General features: G+C 55.3%; 17 protein-coding genes and 1 pseudogene. 6 read left to right on the forward strand and 12 right to left on the reverse strand.

Annotation, left to right across the window (positions count from 1 at the left end; all coding sequences use genetic code 11):
• Position 1: 1 nt before the first annotated feature.
• The 4 genes from uhpT to uhpA all read right to left on the reverse strand — a co-directional run bounded on the left by uhpT (position 2) and on the right by uhpA (position 4,965).
• Positions 2-1,393: a hexose-6-phosphate:phosphate antiporter gene (gene uhpT / locus SK32_RS19830; protein WP_003023929.1), complete on the reverse strand. Its 1,392-nt coding sequence runs from the start codon at positions 1,391-1,393 to the stop codon at positions 2-4.
• Positions 1,394-1,534: 141 nt separating this feature from the next.
• Positions 1,535-2,863 carry an MFS transporter gene (locus SK32_RS19835; protein WP_048213754.1) on the reverse strand — a complete coding sequence of 443 codons (1,329 nt, stop codon included), beginning with the start codon at positions 2,861-2,863 and terminating at the stop codon, positions 1,535-1,537.
• A gap of 9 nt (positions 2,864-2,872) precedes the next feature.
• Complete coding sequence (gene uhpB / locus SK32_RS19840) at positions 2,873-4,375, reverse strand: signal transduction histidine-protein kinase/phosphatase UhpB (RefSeq protein ID WP_048213755.1); 1,503 nt, start codon at positions 4,373-4,375, stop codon at positions 2,873-2,875.
• Positions 4,372-4,965, reverse strand: coding sequence for a response regulator transcription factor UhpA (gene uhpA, locus SK32_RS19845; protein ID WP_048213756.1), 594 nt, complete (start codon positions 4,963-4,965; stop codon positions 4,372-4,374). The genes uhpB and uhpA overlap by 4 nt, the downstream gene beginning before the upstream one ends.
• A gap of 26 nt (positions 4,966-4,991) precedes the next feature.
• On the opposite strand from uhpA, the pseudogene SK32_RS26760 reads away from it, so the two are divergent.
• Positions 4,992-5,084 (forward strand): annotated as a pseudogene (locus tag SK32_RS26760) (hypothetical protein); the annotation flags it as partial.
• Positions 5,085-5,120: 36 nt separating this feature from the next.
• Here SK32_RS26760 and ilvN read toward each other — a convergent pair.
• The 3 genes from ilvN to ivbL form a co-directional block, all read right to left on the reverse strand.
• A complete protein-coding gene (gene ilvN, locus SK32_RS19850; RefSeq protein WP_003023914.1) occupies positions 5,121-5,411 on the reverse strand; it encodes an acetolactate synthase small subunit in 291 nt (96 codons plus the stop codon).
• Positions 5,412-5,414: 3 nt separating this feature from the next.
• Entirely contained in the window at positions 5,415-7,103 is a 1,689-nt protein-coding gene (ilvB, locus tag SK32_RS19855; protein ID WP_048213757.1) for an acetolactate synthase large subunit, read from the reverse strand.
• A 107-nt stretch (positions 7,104-7,210) separates the two neighbouring features.
• Positions 7,211-7,309: an ilvB operon leader peptide IvbL gene (gene ivbL / locus SK32_RS25230; protein ID WP_003827118.1), complete on the reverse strand. Its 99-nt coding sequence runs from the start codon at positions 7,307-7,309 to the stop codon at positions 7,211-7,213.
• A 520-nt stretch (positions 7,310-7,829) separates the two neighbouring features.
• Here ivbL and tisB point away from each other — a divergent pair.
• The 3 genes from tisB to emrD all read left to right on the forward strand — a co-directional run bounded on the left by tisB (position 7,830) and on the right by emrD (position 10,254).
• Positions 7,830-7,919 carry a type I toxin-antitoxin system toxin TisB gene (gene tisB / locus SK32_RS19860; RefSeq protein WP_003023909.1) on the forward strand — a complete coding sequence of 30 codons (90 nt, stop codon included), beginning with the start codon at positions 7,830-7,832 and terminating at the stop codon, positions 7,917-7,919.
• Between the two features lie 123 nt (positions 7,920-8,042).
• The gene (locus SK32_RS19865; RefSeq protein WP_048213758.1) at positions 8,043-8,876 is read left to right on the forward strand and encodes a DMT family transporter; all 834 of its coding nucleotides are present in this window, start codon (positions 8,043-8,045) and stop codon (positions 8,874-8,876) included.
• Positions 8,877-9,069: 193 nt separating this feature from the next.
• Entirely contained in the window at positions 9,070-10,254 is a 1,185-nt protein-coding gene (gene emrD, locus SK32_RS19870; protein ID WP_048213759.1) for a multidrug efflux MFS transporter EmrD, read from the forward strand.
• On the opposite strand, the gene SK32_RS19875 is transcribed toward emrD, so the two are convergent.
• Positions 10,181-11,263 (reverse strand): cellulase family glycosylhydrolase, encoded by a 1,083-nt coding sequence (locus tag SK32_RS19875; protein WP_048213760.1) that lies wholly within the window; start codon positions 11,261-11,263, stop codon positions 10,181-10,183. The two genes, emrD and SK32_RS19875, sit on opposite strands and share 74 nt — an antisense overlap.
• Positions 11,264-11,341: 78 nt before the next feature.
• The gene (gene dsdC, locus SK32_RS19880; RefSeq protein WP_048213812.1) at positions 11,342-12,268 is read right to left on the reverse strand and encodes a DNA-binding transcriptional regulator DsdC; all 927 of its coding nucleotides are present in this window, start codon (positions 12,266-12,268) and stop codon (positions 11,342-11,344) included.
• 229 nt (positions 12,269-12,497) lie between these two features.
• Here dsdC and dsdX point away from each other — a divergent pair, with 229 nt between their 5' ends.
• Positions 12,498-13,835, forward strand: a complete 1,338-nt coding sequence (dsdX, locus tag SK32_RS19885; protein ID WP_048213761.1) for a D-serine transporter DsdX — start codon at positions 12,498-12,500, stop codon at positions 13,833-13,835.
• 17 nt (positions 13,836-13,852) lie between these two features.
• Positions 13,853-15,175 (forward strand): D-serine ammonia-lyase, encoded by a 1,323-nt coding sequence (gene dsdA, locus SK32_RS19890; RefSeq protein ID WP_048213762.1) that lies wholly within the window; start codon positions 13,853-13,855, stop codon positions 15,173-15,175.
• A 12-nt stretch (positions 15,176-15,187) separates the two neighbouring features.
• Here the strand turns inward: dsdA and SK32_RS19895 are convergent, their stop codons facing one another.
• From SK32_RS19895 to SK32_RS19905, 3 genes are read right to left on the reverse strand one after another with little or no spacing between them, the layout of a single operon-like run.
• Positions 15,188-15,718, reverse strand: a complete 531-nt coding sequence (locus SK32_RS19895; RefSeq protein ID WP_048213763.1) for a radical SAM protein — start codon at positions 15,716-15,718, stop codon at positions 15,188-15,190.
• Positions 15,715-16,077: a DUF202 domain-containing protein gene (locus tag SK32_RS19900; RefSeq protein ID WP_048213764.1), complete on the reverse strand. Its 363-nt coding sequence runs from the start codon at positions 16,075-16,077 to the stop codon at positions 15,715-15,717. The genes SK32_RS19895 and SK32_RS19900 overlap by 4 nt, the downstream gene beginning before the upstream one ends.
• On the reverse strand, positions 16,067-16,414 hold the full coding sequence (locus SK32_RS19905) for a YidH family protein (protein ID WP_005121491.1): 348 nt from the start codon (positions 16,412-16,414) through the stop codon (positions 16,067-16,069). The genes SK32_RS19900 and SK32_RS19905 overlap by 11 nt, the downstream gene beginning before the upstream one ends.
• Positions 16,415-16,572: the final 158 nt, after the last annotated feature.

Here is a 16,572-nt window from a genome sequence, read left to right on the forward strand (position 1 = left end):
CTTAAGCGACTTTCAATTGTTGAATCTTTTTCTCGCGACGAATTTTACGTTCTTCAAACACGGCCACGATGGCCATCAGGCAGATACAACCGATGGCGGCGGTGTCCAGCGCGGCGAAGGTTCCTGCCCAGCCGGTGAGGCCGAAAATCGGCGTACCGTCGGCAATCATCCCCAGACCAAGCTTGGCGAAGCTGTCACCAATCAGATAGGCGAATGTCCCTTTAATCCCATCGGCTGCGCCGATCGCTTTTTTCGGCACAAATCCGACTGCCGCCACGCCAATCAACAGCTGCGGACCAAACACCAGAAAGCCGAGGGCAAACAGCGACGCCAGATAGACATACTGGTTGCTGGCGTGCTGATAAACGCCCAGTGTCGCAATGATTAATGCCAGCGCCACGCAGGCCACCAGCGCCCGGCGACCATTCGCCAGATCGGAGAGCCAGCCCCACAGCAGCGTGCCGACCAGCGCGCCCACTTCAAAGAGAGTAAAGCCCTGAATCGCCACTTCTTTGGAGAGCTTCAGCTCCTGGAAAGCGTAGACGGTGGACCACTGGTCAATACCGATACGCACCACGTACAGGAAGATGTTGGAGAAACACAGCAGCCAGATCACTTTGTTTTTCAGCACGTACTCAACAAAGATCTGCCATTTGGTCATCTCGTTTTCTTCGGTCTCTTTGTCCTCTTCGCTGATCTCTTCACCGAACAGCTCTTCGGCTTTACCGAGGCCGTAAGATTCCGGGGAGTCGCTGCCGTAGCGCAGGCCGATAAAACCGACAATCAGGGCGATAATCGACGGGAAGATAAACATCCCGATGACGTGACCGTCGAACAGGTAGTTGGCGCCAAACAACGCCACACCCGCCGCACCGGCACCGCCGAGGTTGTGGGAGATGTTCCACATACCGAGATACGATCCACGCTTACGACGCGGCGTCCATTTGGTGATGGTGGAATAACTACACGAGCCGCCGGTACTCTGGAAGAAGCCGCTCAGCGCGTAAAAGGCGATCATCAGAAACAGGCTGGTCGAACCCGCCCCCATGCTGGCGCTAAAACCGAGCATACAGATAGCAGAGAGGATCAACATAAACGGCAGGAACTGCTTGGTGTTTTTGCCATCCGCGTAATAAGAAACCAGCGTTTTACCCACGCCGTAGGTGATGGAGAAGCCCAGGCCAATCATCCCCAGCTGCGTCATGCTCAGCCCGTAGGTGGAGATCATGTCGTTCTGCGCGATGTTGAAGTTTTTGCGGATCAGGTACATGGTCAGGTAGCCGATGAAAACTACCAGATAAGACTGCATGAACGGTTTGAACCACATTTTGCGCCGCACATCGAGCGGCAGATCCAGGGTTGGCTTGCGCACCTGGTTTAAGAAGGCCAGCATAGGACTCTCCGAGCTAATTTTTATACCTGCGAATAGCAGGCATTGTAAAAATCAGCCGGGGATCACGCCTGAGACAGCGTCCAGGTGAAACCGGGAAAATTTCTTAGTTTTACCCCACTCGGGGCAAAAAGGTGAGGTACATCACGCTTCACCAGGCTCACGCGGCGCCTGGGCATTCAAAAACGGCAACAGCAACAGCGCGGAGATCCCCGCCGCGATGGCGATAACCACAAAGAATCCGGTCCAGTGCCAGACTTCCATTACCTTCGCCAGCGGCCAACCGGAGAGCGAAGCGCCCAGGTAAGCGAACAGCCCGACAAACCCGGTCGCCGCCCCAGCCGCCTCTTTGTGCGAGCACTCCGCCGCCGCCATACCAATCAGCATTTGCGGGCCAAAGACGAAAAATCCGGTGGTGAAGAAGCACGCTGCCTGCATCACGTAGCTGGCGAACGGCATCAGCCACAGCGAACCGACGGAAAGCAAAATCCCGGCGGCAAAAATCAGGTTCATTGGCCCACGATTGCCGTTGAACAGCTTATCTGACCCCCAACCCGCCACCAGAGCCCCAATAAACCCGCCCAGTTCAAACATGGTCACCGCGGTGTTGGCGGTCACCAGATCGACCCCCAGCGTTTCTGACATGTACAGATTACCCCAGTCATTGATCGCCGCACGTACCACGTACACCAGCACATAACACAACGACAGCAGCCAGATGTAGGGATTCAGCAACACATAGCGAGTGAGAATTTCTTTGCGGGTTAAGCCTGCGCCCTCCTGCTGCTGGGCAATTTCTAACTCATCATGTCGCCAGTCGCCAACCGGAGGTAAGCCAATCGCCTGCGGCCTGTCGCGCAACCGCCAGCACAGGAAAAATCCGACCACAATCGCCAGTATTCCGGCAATCATCATTCCTGCACGCCAGCCATAATGCAGCGCCGTCGCCGCCATCACCATCGGGATCAGCGCCCCGCCGACGTTATGCGCGGTGTTCCATAGCGCCCACCAGCCACCGCGTTCGGTACGCGAATACCATGCGGTCAATAAACGCGCACAGACCGGCGACCCCCAGCCCTGGAAGAACGCATTCAGTGCCCACAGTAGCGCAAAGGCCCAAAGCGAGGTCGAGAAACCGAACAGGATGTTTACCACGCCGGTTGCAATCAAACCAATGCCCATAAAATAGCGGGCGTTGGAACGATCGCTGACAATACCAGAGACAAACTTCGACAGGCCGTAAGTGATGTAAAACAGCGTTGCCAACAGGCCAATGTCGCTGCGGGTCAGCACACCGCTGGTGAGGATATCCGGCACCGCAGCGTTGAAGCTTTTGCGCGTGAAATAGAACAGCGCGTAGCCAAGCCAGATGGTGGTCAGAATATGCCGCCGCCAGTAGCGATAACGGGCATCTACCTCACTTTTATTGGTAATGTGTGGCGCATTAGCCGGGGCTTTTAGAAACTGAAACATTGCCATTCCTTACACATAACGCTGAGGCAAAGAGACGCTGACCCGCGTACCGTGCGTACAGGATATCGAAAGCTTACCGCCGAGGGCCGTAATGCGCTCACGCATCCCGGTGAGGCCAAATCCCTGCTTATTCGACCCCGGCGGCAGGCCGCTGCCGTCGTCCTCAATCACCAGCATCAGTCGTTCATCCTGTTGCCAGCCCTGAAGTGTCACCGCGCTGGCGTTGGCGTGCTTAACGATGTTGTTCAGCCCTTCCTGGCAGACGCGAAACAGCGTCACCCGCTGGCTTTCGCTGAGTGCAGATTCGTCAATTCGCCAGTCGAGATGGCTGACGATGCCGCGGCTTTCCAACTCCATTTCACGCATCAATGAGCGGATGGCCTGCTCCAGCGTGAGATCGTCCAACTGGCGTGGTCGCAGGCGGCCTAACAGGCGACGCACCGAATCGTACACGCCGAGAGAAAGTTGTTCGATGTGTGCCCCGCTACGCTTCACCCCTGCGTTTTCCGGCGCCAGGCGCTGGACAATACCCGCCTGGGTACGAATGGCGGTGATGGTTTGGCCGATATCATCGTGCAGTTCACGCGCCACATCGCGGCGCACGCTCTCTTCGGTCTCCAGCAGGCGTTCAGCCAGACGATGGTTGCGCGCTAATTCGTTTTGCAGCGACTGGTTAAGCTCACGCAGACGCTGAATGCCCGCGCCGAGCAGCAGCCCGGTCAGGCTTTGCACCAGCAAGGAGAGCAGCAAGTCGACGGGATGATCGTGCCAGGTCTGGCTGGCAATCAGCGCGATGGCGTTCATCAGCGTCGCAATCAGCGCCCCCTGCCAGCCGTAGTGCCAGGCCAGCGCAATGATCGGCAACGCGAGGCAAAACGGTGTGAAGCGCGAAAGCTCGGCGGGTAAACCGAGCTGTAGCCACAGGCTGACGCTAAACAGCAGCAGGTACCAGACCAGATGCCGCCCGCGCCAGTTCACCGGCTGCGACACCACCGCAGGGCCCAGCGGCAGCCAGGTGGTGCTGGTCAGATAGTGCCAGAACACCAGGCAGATCGGCGCCAGCGTTAATCCGCCGGTGAGCGTCAGCAGCAGCACGGTCCACGCCTCTTCACCTTGCCCAAGCCATGGTAGCGATTGCAGCAGTGCCGCTGCGGTCAGCGCTGCCCCCTGTAATAACAATGTGCGCCAGTCACGCTGATGGCGGAAACGTGAGGTCAGTGCGACGGGAAGTAAGGTGAGAAAGCTACCGATCACCAAAAGCGGCAGATGGGACAGCGCCACTTCCTGCGCCAGCCAGAACAGAAGCAGCCATTCCGCACCCAACAGTACCGGCCAGTAGCCGCGCGAACATTGCAGCATTAAGCCCAGGCGCAGGCCGAATGGAAACAGCAGCACTGCCAGCTCCGGGCGTTCAACCAGATGCAGGCTGATGCTCCACAGGCAAAACCATGCGGCAGAGAAGATAAAAAAGCAGGCAACAATGGTGACTAACCGGGAAAAGAACGTGTTCATTGCCAGCCGTCAAACATCCGCCGAGCCAGTTCAACATCGTTGCTTACGCCCAACTTTTCCATCAGGTTGGCGCGGTGCACGTGTACCGTTTTTGGTGACAAGCCCAGTTCAGCCGCAATCTCTTTGACTGCCATCCCTTGCGCCAGTTTTTCTGCCACCTGACGTTCGCGTTTGGTGAGCGGGTCCTGACGTCCGGCCGCCAGTTTGACGGCGATGTCCGGCGTTAAATAGCAGCCGCCGGTCGCCACGGTACGCACCGCGGCAATCAGCTCATCGGGGCTACAGCGTTTTGAGAGGAAGCCTCGCGCCCCTGCGTTCAACGCCTGCTCCACCAGCGCCGGGCTGTCGTGGACGGAGAGCATGATAATCGCCATGCCTTTTGGCAACTGGCTTAACAGTTCGAGGCCGGAAATGTCAGGCATGGAGATATCGCAGATACAGACCTGCACGCCGCGCCCCGGCAATCCTGCCAGCGCCTCGCTACCTGAGCCAAACTCAGCCACCACCTGCAAATCAGGTTCCAGCCCCAGCAGTTGGGCAAAGCCGGAGCGGACGATAGTGTGGTCGTCGATAAGGGCAACGGTAATCATGGGTTATGTCCTGGTGCTGGAAAACGCCTGATGGCGCTGCGCTTATCAGGCCTACGGGCAGGTGCCGTTGTAGGCCGGATAAGGCATTAATACCGCCATCCGGCAAAAGCGCTTACCTTAACGATAAGTGCTTTGGTGTTCAAGCCTTGAGCGAATCACTCAAAGAACACGGTGATTTTGTTAAACATCGACGGGTCGGACTGGTTGCGCGCCACTTTCACCACATCTTCCAGTTTGTCGATCTGGCTTATCATCTGCTCCAGACGCTGGTCATCATTCACCAATAGCCAGATCCGGCTCTTATCACTGTCCTGAATCGGTAGACAGAGGATACCTTCCACGTTGAACGCACGGCGGGCAAACAGCCCACAAACGTGGGTCATTACACCCGGGTGGTTGCGTACGGTGAGTTCCAGGATTACGTTGTCATGAGTCTGCTGTTGCATGGCTTATTCCCCCACCATTTCAGTGTTTGCCGCACCCGGCGGTACCATCGGATACACTTTTTCTTCTGCATCAATACGTACGTGGATCAGCGCGGGTCCTGGACGATTGATTATCTCCTGCAGCGCCGCCTGTGGGTCCGCTTCGTTATTCAGATCACAGGTTTCGAGACCAAAACCGGCGGCAATCTGCATAAAGTTAATCATCCCCGGATAGGTCGCAGCAAACACGCCTTGCTTATAGAACAGGCTCTGCTGCTGATACACCAGACCCAGTGCTTCGTTATTCATCAGGATAATTTTAATATCCAGCTGATTTTCGCTGGCAGTCGCCATTTCCTGAATATTCATCATCAGGCTGCCGTCGCCGGAGAAACACAGCACTTTCTTGTCCGGGTTCGCCAGCGCCGCACCAATCGCCGCAGGCAGGCCAAAGCCCATGGTTCCCAGACCGCCGGAGGTCAGCCACTGGCGCGGACGGTTCAGCGGGTAAGCCTGCGCCGCCCACATCTGGTGCTGGCCGACGTCGGTAGTGATAATCGCGCTGTCGTCCACGCAGGCGGCAACGGCGTTAATCAGCCCATAATGGCTGAGCGGATCGCTTTCCTGTGGAATAGTACAAGGGAATTCGCGTTGTAAATCGGCCACCATCTGATGCCACGCGTCCCGCGGTTGTGCCTCAATCAATGGGATCAGCTGTTCCAGCACCTCATCGACATCTGCCTGAATGGCCACGTGCGGCTGTTTGATTTTACCCAGCTCCGCGCGGTCAATATCCACGTGGATGATTTTGGCATTCGGGCAGAACTGTTCGGTTTTACCAATTGCCCGGTCATCAAAACGTGCGCCAAGAACAATCAGTAAATCAGCCTCTTGCAGAATAAAGTTGGTGCTGCGCGCGCCATGCATACCCAACATGCCTAACGACAGTGGATGCGCTTTTGGCAGCATGCCCAGCGCCATCAACGTCATGGTGGTAGGCAGTTTTGCTTTTTCGGCCAGCTCACGAACGCGCTCCGGCGCGTTAATCACGCCGCCGCCGAGGTACAACACCGGACGTTGTGCCGCATTAATCATGGCGGCAGCATCGCGAACGCTGTCCGCGCTAAAGGTTGGCGCAGGGGCTTTTTCTGCAGGCTCCGGCATCTCTTCAATTTCAAATACGGCTGTTTGAATGTCCTTAGGTATGTCTATCCACACCGGGCCTGGGCGTCCTGACTGCGCAATGCGGAAGGCATCGCTCATGACCTGCGGTAATTCATTGATATGGCGAACCAGATAATTGTGTTTGGTGATGGGGATAGAGATGCCGTAGGTGTCAACTTCCTGGAAAGCGTCGGTGCCGATCATCGAGGCCGGAACCTGACCGGTGATACACACCAACGGGATGGAATCCAGGCGCGCATCGGCAATAGCGGTCACCAGGTTGGTTGCGCCCGGTCCGCTACAGGCCATACAGACGGCGGGTTTACCCTCGGTTCGTGCCATCCCCTGGGCGATAAACCCCGCACCCTGCTCGTGGCGCGCCAGGATATGACGGATTTTCGTGCTTTGGCTCAAGGCGTCGTAGACGGGGAGAATTGAGCCGCCAGGAATACCGGTGACCACTTTAATTCCCTGACGTTCCAGGAAATGAACGATGAATTCTGCGCCCGTAAAACGCGTACGCTTGGATGTTATGCCCGAACTTGCCATGCTCCAGTCCTTTTATTCTGGGCCTTTGCTCCGGGCAGGTCTCTGAAACGAAAAACCCCGCCCGGTTTGCGCCGGCGGGGTTTTGGAATCGTGTGTTGTTCCGGACCCTACGGCGCATTGCCGACGACCACCACCACACGCACGACGACCGCTGCGCGAGATGGCGCAGTTTTTAGTAGGGTCGCAGTCAGCATGGAAGGGTTCATTAGGGGCCTTGTCTGTTTGTTGGTTAACAGGATTTATACAAACACAGGTTTTTCAGCGTGACAATGGAAAATTTTTCATCTGCGCAAAAATGCGCCAAAGATCACGTTTATCTGTACGCAATGTAAAAACAAAAAACCCCGCCGGGGCGAGGTTTTTTTCAGGGTTTGCGGCTGGTAACCGCAGAACACACTGTGTTACGTCAACGCAAGAAGTATACGCGATCGGGAACGAACGCGCAATTTAAGGCACGGATTTTGACGTTTCTGAGTATGGATCGCTTTGCGGATTTTGTCCATAAAATACTGTTCATACATACAGTATTTATCTATACTGTAAATGTTCGCAGTGCGCGAGGGGGCCGCTGTTTTACCGGCGCATCAAAGTCCTGGCTGAAACGGGTGGTGCCGTCAGCGCCTTAACCCCCTAAGTGAGCACACTGTGTTACGTCAACAAAGGTGCTGGCAACAGGCAGCGGCGAGGTACGCCAGCACCGTGCTCCTTGTACCAAAAGGAGAGCGTATGAGCCTCGTGGATATCGCTATTCTTATCCTCAAACTCATTGTTGCAGCACTGCAACTCCTTGATGCCGTTCTGAAATACGTTAAGTAATTCAGATTCAAGTCGCACCTAAGGGGGGCGGGTAACACTCCGCTCCCCTTTCACCTTCTCCCTGGTGCTTGTGTCGTGCCAATGTGTTACGTTTTTATGACATCCTCAGGGAAGAATTCCGCCATGACGCTTTCTGTTTTCTGCATTTTGCTGTTCGCCGCACTGCTGCATGCCAGCTGGAATGCCATCGTAAAAGCGGGAAACGACAAGTTGTACTCGGCTATAAGCGTCAGCGGAACCGCTGCGATTATGGCGCTGATTTGTTTACCCTTTGCGCCGCAACCCTCTGCCGCCAGCCTGCCGTTTTTAGCTGTCTCAACCGCATTACAGGTGGTCTATACCGTCCTGGTCGCTAAAACCTATCAGGTTTCGGATATGAGCCAGACCTATCCTATGATGCGCGGCACAGCGCCGCTGCTGGTCGCGATTATCAGCGTCCTGTTTCTTGGCGATAGCCTCTCGCTACTCGCCTGGGTGGGGATTGCCACCATCTGTCTGGCTATTCTCGGGATGGCATTTAACGGACGCTGCGGCTCGCAACGTGGGATTATCCTGGCACTCATTAATGCCTGTTTTATCGCCGGTTATACGCTGGTTGATGGCACCGGTGTTCGGCTTTCAGAAACCGCGCTGGGCTACACGCTGTGGACCTTCTTTCTGAACGGCTCCTGCCTGCTGGGTTGGGCGATGTTCGCCCGACGCCGGGAAGCGTCACGTTATCTGGTACAGCAGTGGAAAAAAGGTATTCTTGGCGGGATTGGTACGATGGGGTCTTACGGCCTGGCACTGTGGGCGATGACTCAGGCCCCGCTGACGGTGGTCGCTGCACTGCGTGAAACATCCATTCTGTTTGGCGCACTGCTCGCGTGGCTGCTGCTGAAAGAAAAGGTTGCCGGAATACGTCTTGTCGCAGCCGGAGGTATTGCCGCCGGCGCAGTTTTACTCCGCTTATCATGATCGCGTTGTAAACCCGATGTAATCCGGCAACATTTGTTGCCGGATTTTGTTTACATTTCCTGCCGTCCGTCACACAAACATTCCAGTCCACTATCTGGCCTTCTTTTTCTGTTGTGGTAGATTCCACGCGCATTTACGGGAAAGTGCAGCACCTTATTCTTCTTTTTTCTCTTTTTTAAAAGTAATCAGCGAAATGAAAAGGCATAGAAGCGTCAATTTGTTGTTGATGTTGGTATTACTGGTGGCGGTAGGTCAAATGGCGCAAACCATTTATATCCCCGCGATTGCTGATATGGCGCGTGAACTGAACGTTCGCGAAGGCGCGGTGCAAAGCGTAATGGCTGCCTACCTGCTGACCTACGGCGTGTCGCAACTGGTTTACGGTCCCCTTTCAGACCGCGTAGGGCGCCGCCCGGTGATCCTCGCCGGGATGTCTATTTTTATGCTGGCCACGCTGGTCGCCATTACCACTCATAGCCTGACGGTACTGATTATCGCCAGTGCCATTCAGGGGATGGGAACGGGCGTCGGCGGTGTGATGGCGCGAACGTTACCGCGTGATCTGTACGAAGGCACGCAACTGCGCCACGCCAATAGTCTGTTAAACATGGGGATTCTGGTCAGTCCGCTGTTAGCTCCGCTGATTGGCGGCATGCTGGATACAGTGTGGAACTGGCGCGCCTGCTATATTTTCCTGCTGATTCTGTGTGCGGGTGTGACGTTTAGCATGGCGCGCTGGATGCCGGAAACACGGCCTGCGGGTGCGCCGCGTCCACGGCTGATCGCCAGCTACAAAACCCTGTTTGGTAATAGCTCTTTCACCTGTTACGTGCTGATGTTGATCGGCGGTCTGGCGGGCGTTGCGGTCTTTGAAGCCTGCTCCGGAGTATTATTGGGCGCACGGCTCGGTCTAAGCAGCATGGCGGTCAGCATCCTGTTTATTCTGCCTATTCCGGCGGCGTTTTTCGGCGCATGGTTCGCCGGTCGCCCTAATAAGCGTTTCTCGACGCTAATGTGGCAGTCGGTGACCTGCTGTCTGGTAGCGGGTTTAATGATGTGGATCCCAGGGCTGTTTGACGTGATGAACGTCTGGACGCTGCTGGTTCCTGCCGCACTGTTTTTCTTCGGTGCCGGAATGTTGTTTCCGCTGGCAACCAGCGGTGCAATGGAGCCTTTCCCGTTCCTGGCAGGCACGGCTGGCGCGCTGGTTGGGGGATTACAGAACATTGGTTCCGGCGTGCTGGCATGGTTTTCTGCCATGCTGCCGCAGACCGGGCAAGCCAGTCTGGGCCTGCTGATGACCCTTATGGGGCTGTTGATTTTTGTTTGCTGGCTTCCGCTGGCATCACGCGTGTCGCATCAGGGACAGGCGGTTTAAGCGTATGATGGCCCGGCTTATCGCCGGGCTTTTCGCATTCTGGCGCGATCATCGTCGTCAGCAACGGCTCCAGCGCCGGACGCCAGGCCCCTTCTTCGCCATCATAGAACTGCATATCCGCATTGATAGCATAGGGGATTTTCGCCTTGCGCAGTTCACATGCCATAAACCGTGCAAATGCAGTTTGCGCGGCAGAAGGCGCGTTTTTGATGGTCTCTCCCGGCGACCAGCCCCCCACCCAACTGAGATGACCCGTTTTCTGTTGCCAGTGAATGGCCGTATTAATACGGGCGCGAATGGCGGCTTTTTCTGCCGCAGTCCCCGACGTCCAGGGATACTTACCGTTATTTTTTAGCGGCCCCCACGGGAAGATATGCCATTCAGCCAGAACGGTATTCTGACTTTGCGGCGGTAATTTCAGATTAGGCAAATCTTCCGGTGCCGCGCGCAGTCGCGGAGCAATGAAAATCATCCGCTGCGGCGAAATGGCGTGGATTGTGCGAATCGTTTTGTCGTACACCCGATTGAGCGAAGTCTGATTGTGATTAAGCTTATCGGCAGGCTCATATATCAGGTCGAAACCCAGCAACGGCGAGCCTTGACCAAAGTAATGCGCCACCGCCACCCACCAGTTAACCACCTCTTTTTCGTTACCGGCGCTGGGGTCTTTTTTATATTCGTCTGCCTGATAGGCAATGATCGGGATCACGCCGTATTGCTCGCAAGCCTCTACCAGCTTGCGCAAATGGATGAGCCTGGCTTCTGTTGGCTCACCAGCCACACGAATACGCACATGAGAGATCCCCTTCGCCTTGAAATCCCGTACCACCAGCGGATCGAACTCGCGGATACCGCGATCTGTGCGAGCCCAGTCTACGTCCATTCCAACGCCAAGCTGCTGCGCATACAGCGCCGCCGTCAGCACAGGGGGCGCGGCATACACGGTGGCGCTGGCTAACAGTAAAAGGGAAACAATCGGCTTTAACACGGTCGTCCTTACGCAAATCATCAGGAGTGATATCACGTATTTAGCATGCTTTTTCACTTTCCGTGTAGAGAGAAAGCGTAAAAAATATTCGCGGCCCGCTTATTTAACCTGCTCCTGCAGCCAGCCAATAAATGCCTCGATTTTTGGCCACTGCCTGCCGGGCAGCGTGGTGATGTAATAGTGTTGATGGCATTTCAGCGCCATATCACCGAAAGGCGCGACCAGTTCCCCGCTGTCGAGACGTTTCTGCACCAGCCGTTTTCGGCCCATCGCCACGCCGATATGGTTCATGGCGGCAATTACCGCTAAATCAGAACGATCAAAGCCGATACCCGATGATGTCGGCAAATTCACGGCAAAATGCTGCGCCCAACTGTGCCATTCATCGGTTCCTGAGTCGTTACTCCATGCCTGTCTGTCATGCAGCAAGGTGCAGTGCGGCAAATTCACCAGCGAACCGGTAAGGTCATGGCGGCGAGCGTAGTCCGGGCTGCATACCGGCAGGATCTCTTCATCCATCAGGAAGTGGTGCGTAAGCTGCGCGGAGGGCGCATCGTCAAAATAGATAGCCAAATCGACCCCGGCACGCTGTAAATTGACGTTGTCGTTGCCGGTCAGGATGGTCAGTGAAATCGACGGATAGCGACGGGTAAAGTCGCCGAGCGCCGGAACCAGCCAGCACTGGGCGATAGAAGGCCGCGAGTAGACGGTGAGCGTCCCGGACAACTCCTGATTTTTAATATCGAGGATCTCCTGATTCAACGTATCCAGCGACGATTTCAGCGCCCAGAACACCCGCTTACCCTCGTGGGTGAGTTCCACTTTACGGTGTGAACGGACAAACAGCTGAATGCCCAGCTCATCTTCCAGCTGATTAATGCGATGGCTGACGGCGCTGGGGCTTAACGACAGCTCATCTGCTGCCAGCGCAAACGACTGATGCCGGGCCGCCACTTCAAAGGTATACAGCTTTGACAACTGCCAGCCATTGAGCAGCCGGTTTCTGACCTCGCGTAGGGGATCCAAACTCACCTCCAGTCCTCCTGATTCATGCGCCGGAGTGTAAAAAAGTTCGCTGTAAAAATCAGCACAAAGATGAATCAAGGTGAATCATATCGCATAAATGCAGCGTAATTAGACGTAAATCACTCATTTGATGCAATCTGGCTCATGTGAAAGGAGATTTATATCGTTTGTCAGACGGTGCCTTATTTTTGTCCAATAACCCTATATTAATCACAGGGCAAGGTGAGCTATGCACTCTCAAATCGGGGTTGTGAGCACGCTGCTGATAAGCATCGTGTTAATCGTTTTGACCATCGTGAAGTTCAAATTCCACCCGTTTCTGGCGCTGCTGTTAGCCAGTTTCTTCGTGGGTACGATGATGGGGATGGGGCCGCTGGATATGGTCAATGCCATTGAGAGCGGCATCGGCGGTACGCTGGGCTTCCTCGCGGCGGTTATTGGCCTTGGGACCATTCTGGGCAAAATGATGGAAGTGTCCGGCGCGGCCGAACGCATCGGTCTGACGCTGCAGCGCTGCCGCTGGCTTTCCGCTGACGTCATTATGGTGCTGGTCGGGCTGATTTGCGGGATCACGCTGTTCGTTGAGGTCGGCGTGGTGCTGTTGATTCCACTGGCCTTTTCGATTGCTAAAAAAACCAATACCTCATTACTGAAGCTGGCGATCCCGCTGTGTACCGCGCTGATGGCGGTGCACTGCGTCGTACCTCCGCATCCGGCGGCGCTGTTCGTGGCCAACAAGCTGGGCGCAGACATTGGCACCGTGATTGTCTACGGCTTACTGGTGGGTTTAATGGCTTCGCTTGTCGGCGGACCGTTGTACCTGAAATTCCTCGGTAACCGTCTGCCATTTAAACCGGTACCGGCTGAGTTTTCCGACCTGAAAGTGCGCGACGAAAGTACGCTGCCGTCGCTGGGTGCCACGCTGTTTACCGTCCTGTTACCCATTGGCCTGATGCTGGTCAAAACCGTCGCTGAGCTGAACATGGCGAAAGGCGGTACGCTGTATACGCTGCTGGAGTTTATTGGTAACCCGATCACCGCGATGTTTATCGCCGTTTTCGTGGCCTACTACATTCTCGGCCTGCGTCAACACATTGGTATGGGAGCGCTGCTGACCCACACCGAAAACGGTTTTGGCTCGATTGCTAACATTCTGCTGATTATCGGTGCAGGCGGCGCATTCAACGCTATCCTCAAGAGCAGTGGGCTGGCGGATACCCTCGCGCTGATCCTCTCAAACATGCATATGCACCCGATTCTGCTGGCGTGGCTGGTCGCTCTGATTCTGCATGCGGCGGTAGGCTCTGCCACGGTGGCGATGATGGGCGCAACGGCAATTGTGGCACCGATGCTGCCGCTCTATCCCAACGTTAGCCCGGAGATCATCGCCATTGCCATCGGTTCCGGCGCTATTGGCTGCACGATCGTCACCGATTCCCTGTTCTGGCTGGTGAAGCAGTATTGCGGCGCCACCCTGAATGAAACGTTCAAATACTATACGACCGCGACATTTATCGCGTCCGTTATTGCACTGGCTTGCACATTCCTGCTTTCCTTTATTATCTAAGCGCGAAGAGACTGACTATGGAAAACATTCAAACACTTATCGCCCAGCATCCTTTAGTGGAAGATCTGGTGGCTCTGAAAGAGACAACCTGGTTTAACCCTGGCACCACCTCTCTTGCAGAAGGTTTACCCTATGTTGGCCTGACAGCACACGACGTTGAGGATGCCCACGCGCGTCTGACGCGCTTCGCACCGTATCTGGCGCAGGCCTTCCCGGAAACTGCCGCCACTGGGGGCATTATCGAATCTGAGCTGGCCGCAATCCCGGCTATGCAAAAGCGGTTGGAAAAAGAGTTCGGGCAGCACATTAACGGCGAAATCCTGCTGAAGAAAGACAGTCACTTGCCAATTTCTGGCTCAATTAAAGCCCGCGGTGGCATTTATGAAGTCCTGACCCACGCGGAAAAACTGGCGTTGAAAGCGGGTCTGCTAACGACAAATGATGATTACAGCATTCTGCTTTCTCCTGAGTTCAAACAGTTCTTCAGCCAGTACAGCATCGCAGTAGGTTCAACTGGCAACCTGGGGATGTCTATCGGCATCATGAGCGCCCGAATCGGCTTTAACGTTACGGTCCATATGTCTGCCGATGCCCGCGCGTGGAAAAAATCCAGGCTGCGCAGCCACGGCGTGACGGTGGTGGAGTACGAAGAAGATTACGGAGTGGCGGTTGAACAGGGCCGCAAAGCGGCACAGTCCGATCCAAACTGTTTCTTTATCGATGATGAAAATTCCCGCACGCTGTTCTTAGGCTATGCGGTCGCCGGTCAGCGTCTGAAAGCGCAGTTTGCCCAGCAGGGGCGCGTGGTGGATGCCGATCATCCGCTGTTTGTTTACCTGCCATGCGGCGTCGGCGGCGGCCCTGGCGGGGTGGCATTTGGTCTGAAGCTGGCATTCGGTGACAACGTTCATTGCTTCTTCGCAGAACCAACCCACTCCCCGTGCATGCTGCTGGGGATTTACACCGGGCTGCACGATACCATTTCCGTGCAGGATATCGGCATCGATAATCTGACGGCGGCAGATGGGCTGGCAGTCGGTCGCGCCTCGGGCTTTGTTGGCCGGGCGATGGAACGCCTGCTCGACGGACTGTACACCCTGGACGATCAGACTATGTACGATATGCTGGGCTGGCTGGCGCAGGAAGAAGGTATTCGCCTTGAGCCATCGGCGCTGGCGGGCATGGCTGGCCCTCAGCACGTTTGCGCCTCCACGAATTACCAGCAGATGCAAGGATTGAGCGCGGATCAGCTCAATAACGCCACGCACCTGGTGTGGGCGACCGGCGGCGGCATGGTGCCGGAAACCGAGATGGCGCAATACCTGGTGAAAGGGCGCTAACCCCCTCTGATCTCAACGCAGCATCGCCATCAGCTCCATCGGTGAGCGATGCTGTTTAATCAGATCGCGCATGACGCGCATATGGGGTGATGAGTGTTCAAAGAAGGCCTGATATCCCGCACACAGCACATTTTCCCCGTGAGTATCCCCATGCACCGGGCAATCACCACGGTAAAATTGCGATAAGGAACATGACCGACAACGCACGCTCTGCTGTGAGGTCGATTGCCGTTCAATTTGAACCGCCAGACCACACCATCGACGCAGAGTTTTATCAAAAAGCTGAATAGATACCCGATTAATATCTTCACGAACCCAGATATCAAATATCGTATTTAAAAACTGCCCCCACCCTTCTGGTGTGACAGATTCAGCCGTCAGGTTGCCTGCTTCATCGCGCTTAATCAGAGGGATAAACTGTACGAGACGAACATCACCTTGTCGTAAATCACGGTACAGTTCAATAGGTTGCAAACTCTTCTGGTGATCAATCACCACCTTTAAAATACCCTCACTAACATCCATGTCCTCACATACTGTCATGCAAAATTCCCGATATATACGATAAGTTGACGAACGTGTGTTACAGCAAACAGTATTGCAAGGGATAACACCGCGAGGGAGATCATAAATTTGTCACGCACCGCACGAGATTCAGAAAAATCGCTATGCGTAACATCCATCAGGTTACGGCTGCGGGTGTAGCGCCAGAGAATAATCGCCACAATTGCCAGCACCGCTATTGAAACCCAGAATAACGCTCCCGCCTGATGCCAGTTATGCTTAATCGCCAGCGCCATCAGTGCGCCATAGCCTAGCAACGTGCGAAACCAGGCCAGCGATGTCCGTTCCGGTTGTAGACCAGGATCGGACTGGCGACGGGCCTTACGACTACCCGGCATACAGCACCAGCGCCATAACAATCACCGCCACAAGCGTCAGCATGACGCTGATAATCAGCAGGCTGTTGGTGTACGGCATGTCCTCTTTCAGACGCATCGCCTTTTCATTTCGCAACCAGCGCAGATAACCGTAGATCGCCAGACCACCCGCAAACAGACACAGCAGCAAAGCAAGTGCCTCACGGATGACTGGCGTAGCAAAGTCCGGGGCCAGTTGATCAAGACCAACGCCCGCCGCCAGAAAACCCAGCGCAGTGCGGATCCACGCCAGAAACGTACGCTCATTTGCCAGTGAGAAGCGGTAATCCGGCGCTTCTCCAAGGCGGGAAATCTTCATGGCGACTCCTTCAATATTGTAGTCTGGTCGTTATACCGGAACAGTGAAAGAGTATGAACCTGATTCGCAAACGAAAGGGAGTGTAATGTGATGAGACAATGGAAAAGAGAGATGTGCTTTGAAATGCCGGATGGCGACTGGCGCCTTATCCGGCCTAC

The sequence above is a fragment of the Citrobacter sp. MGH100 genome, assembly GCF_001034465.1.
Classification (GTDB): Bacteria; Pseudomonadota; Gammaproteobacteria; order Enterobacterales; family Enterobacteriaceae; genus Citrobacter; species Citrobacter youngae.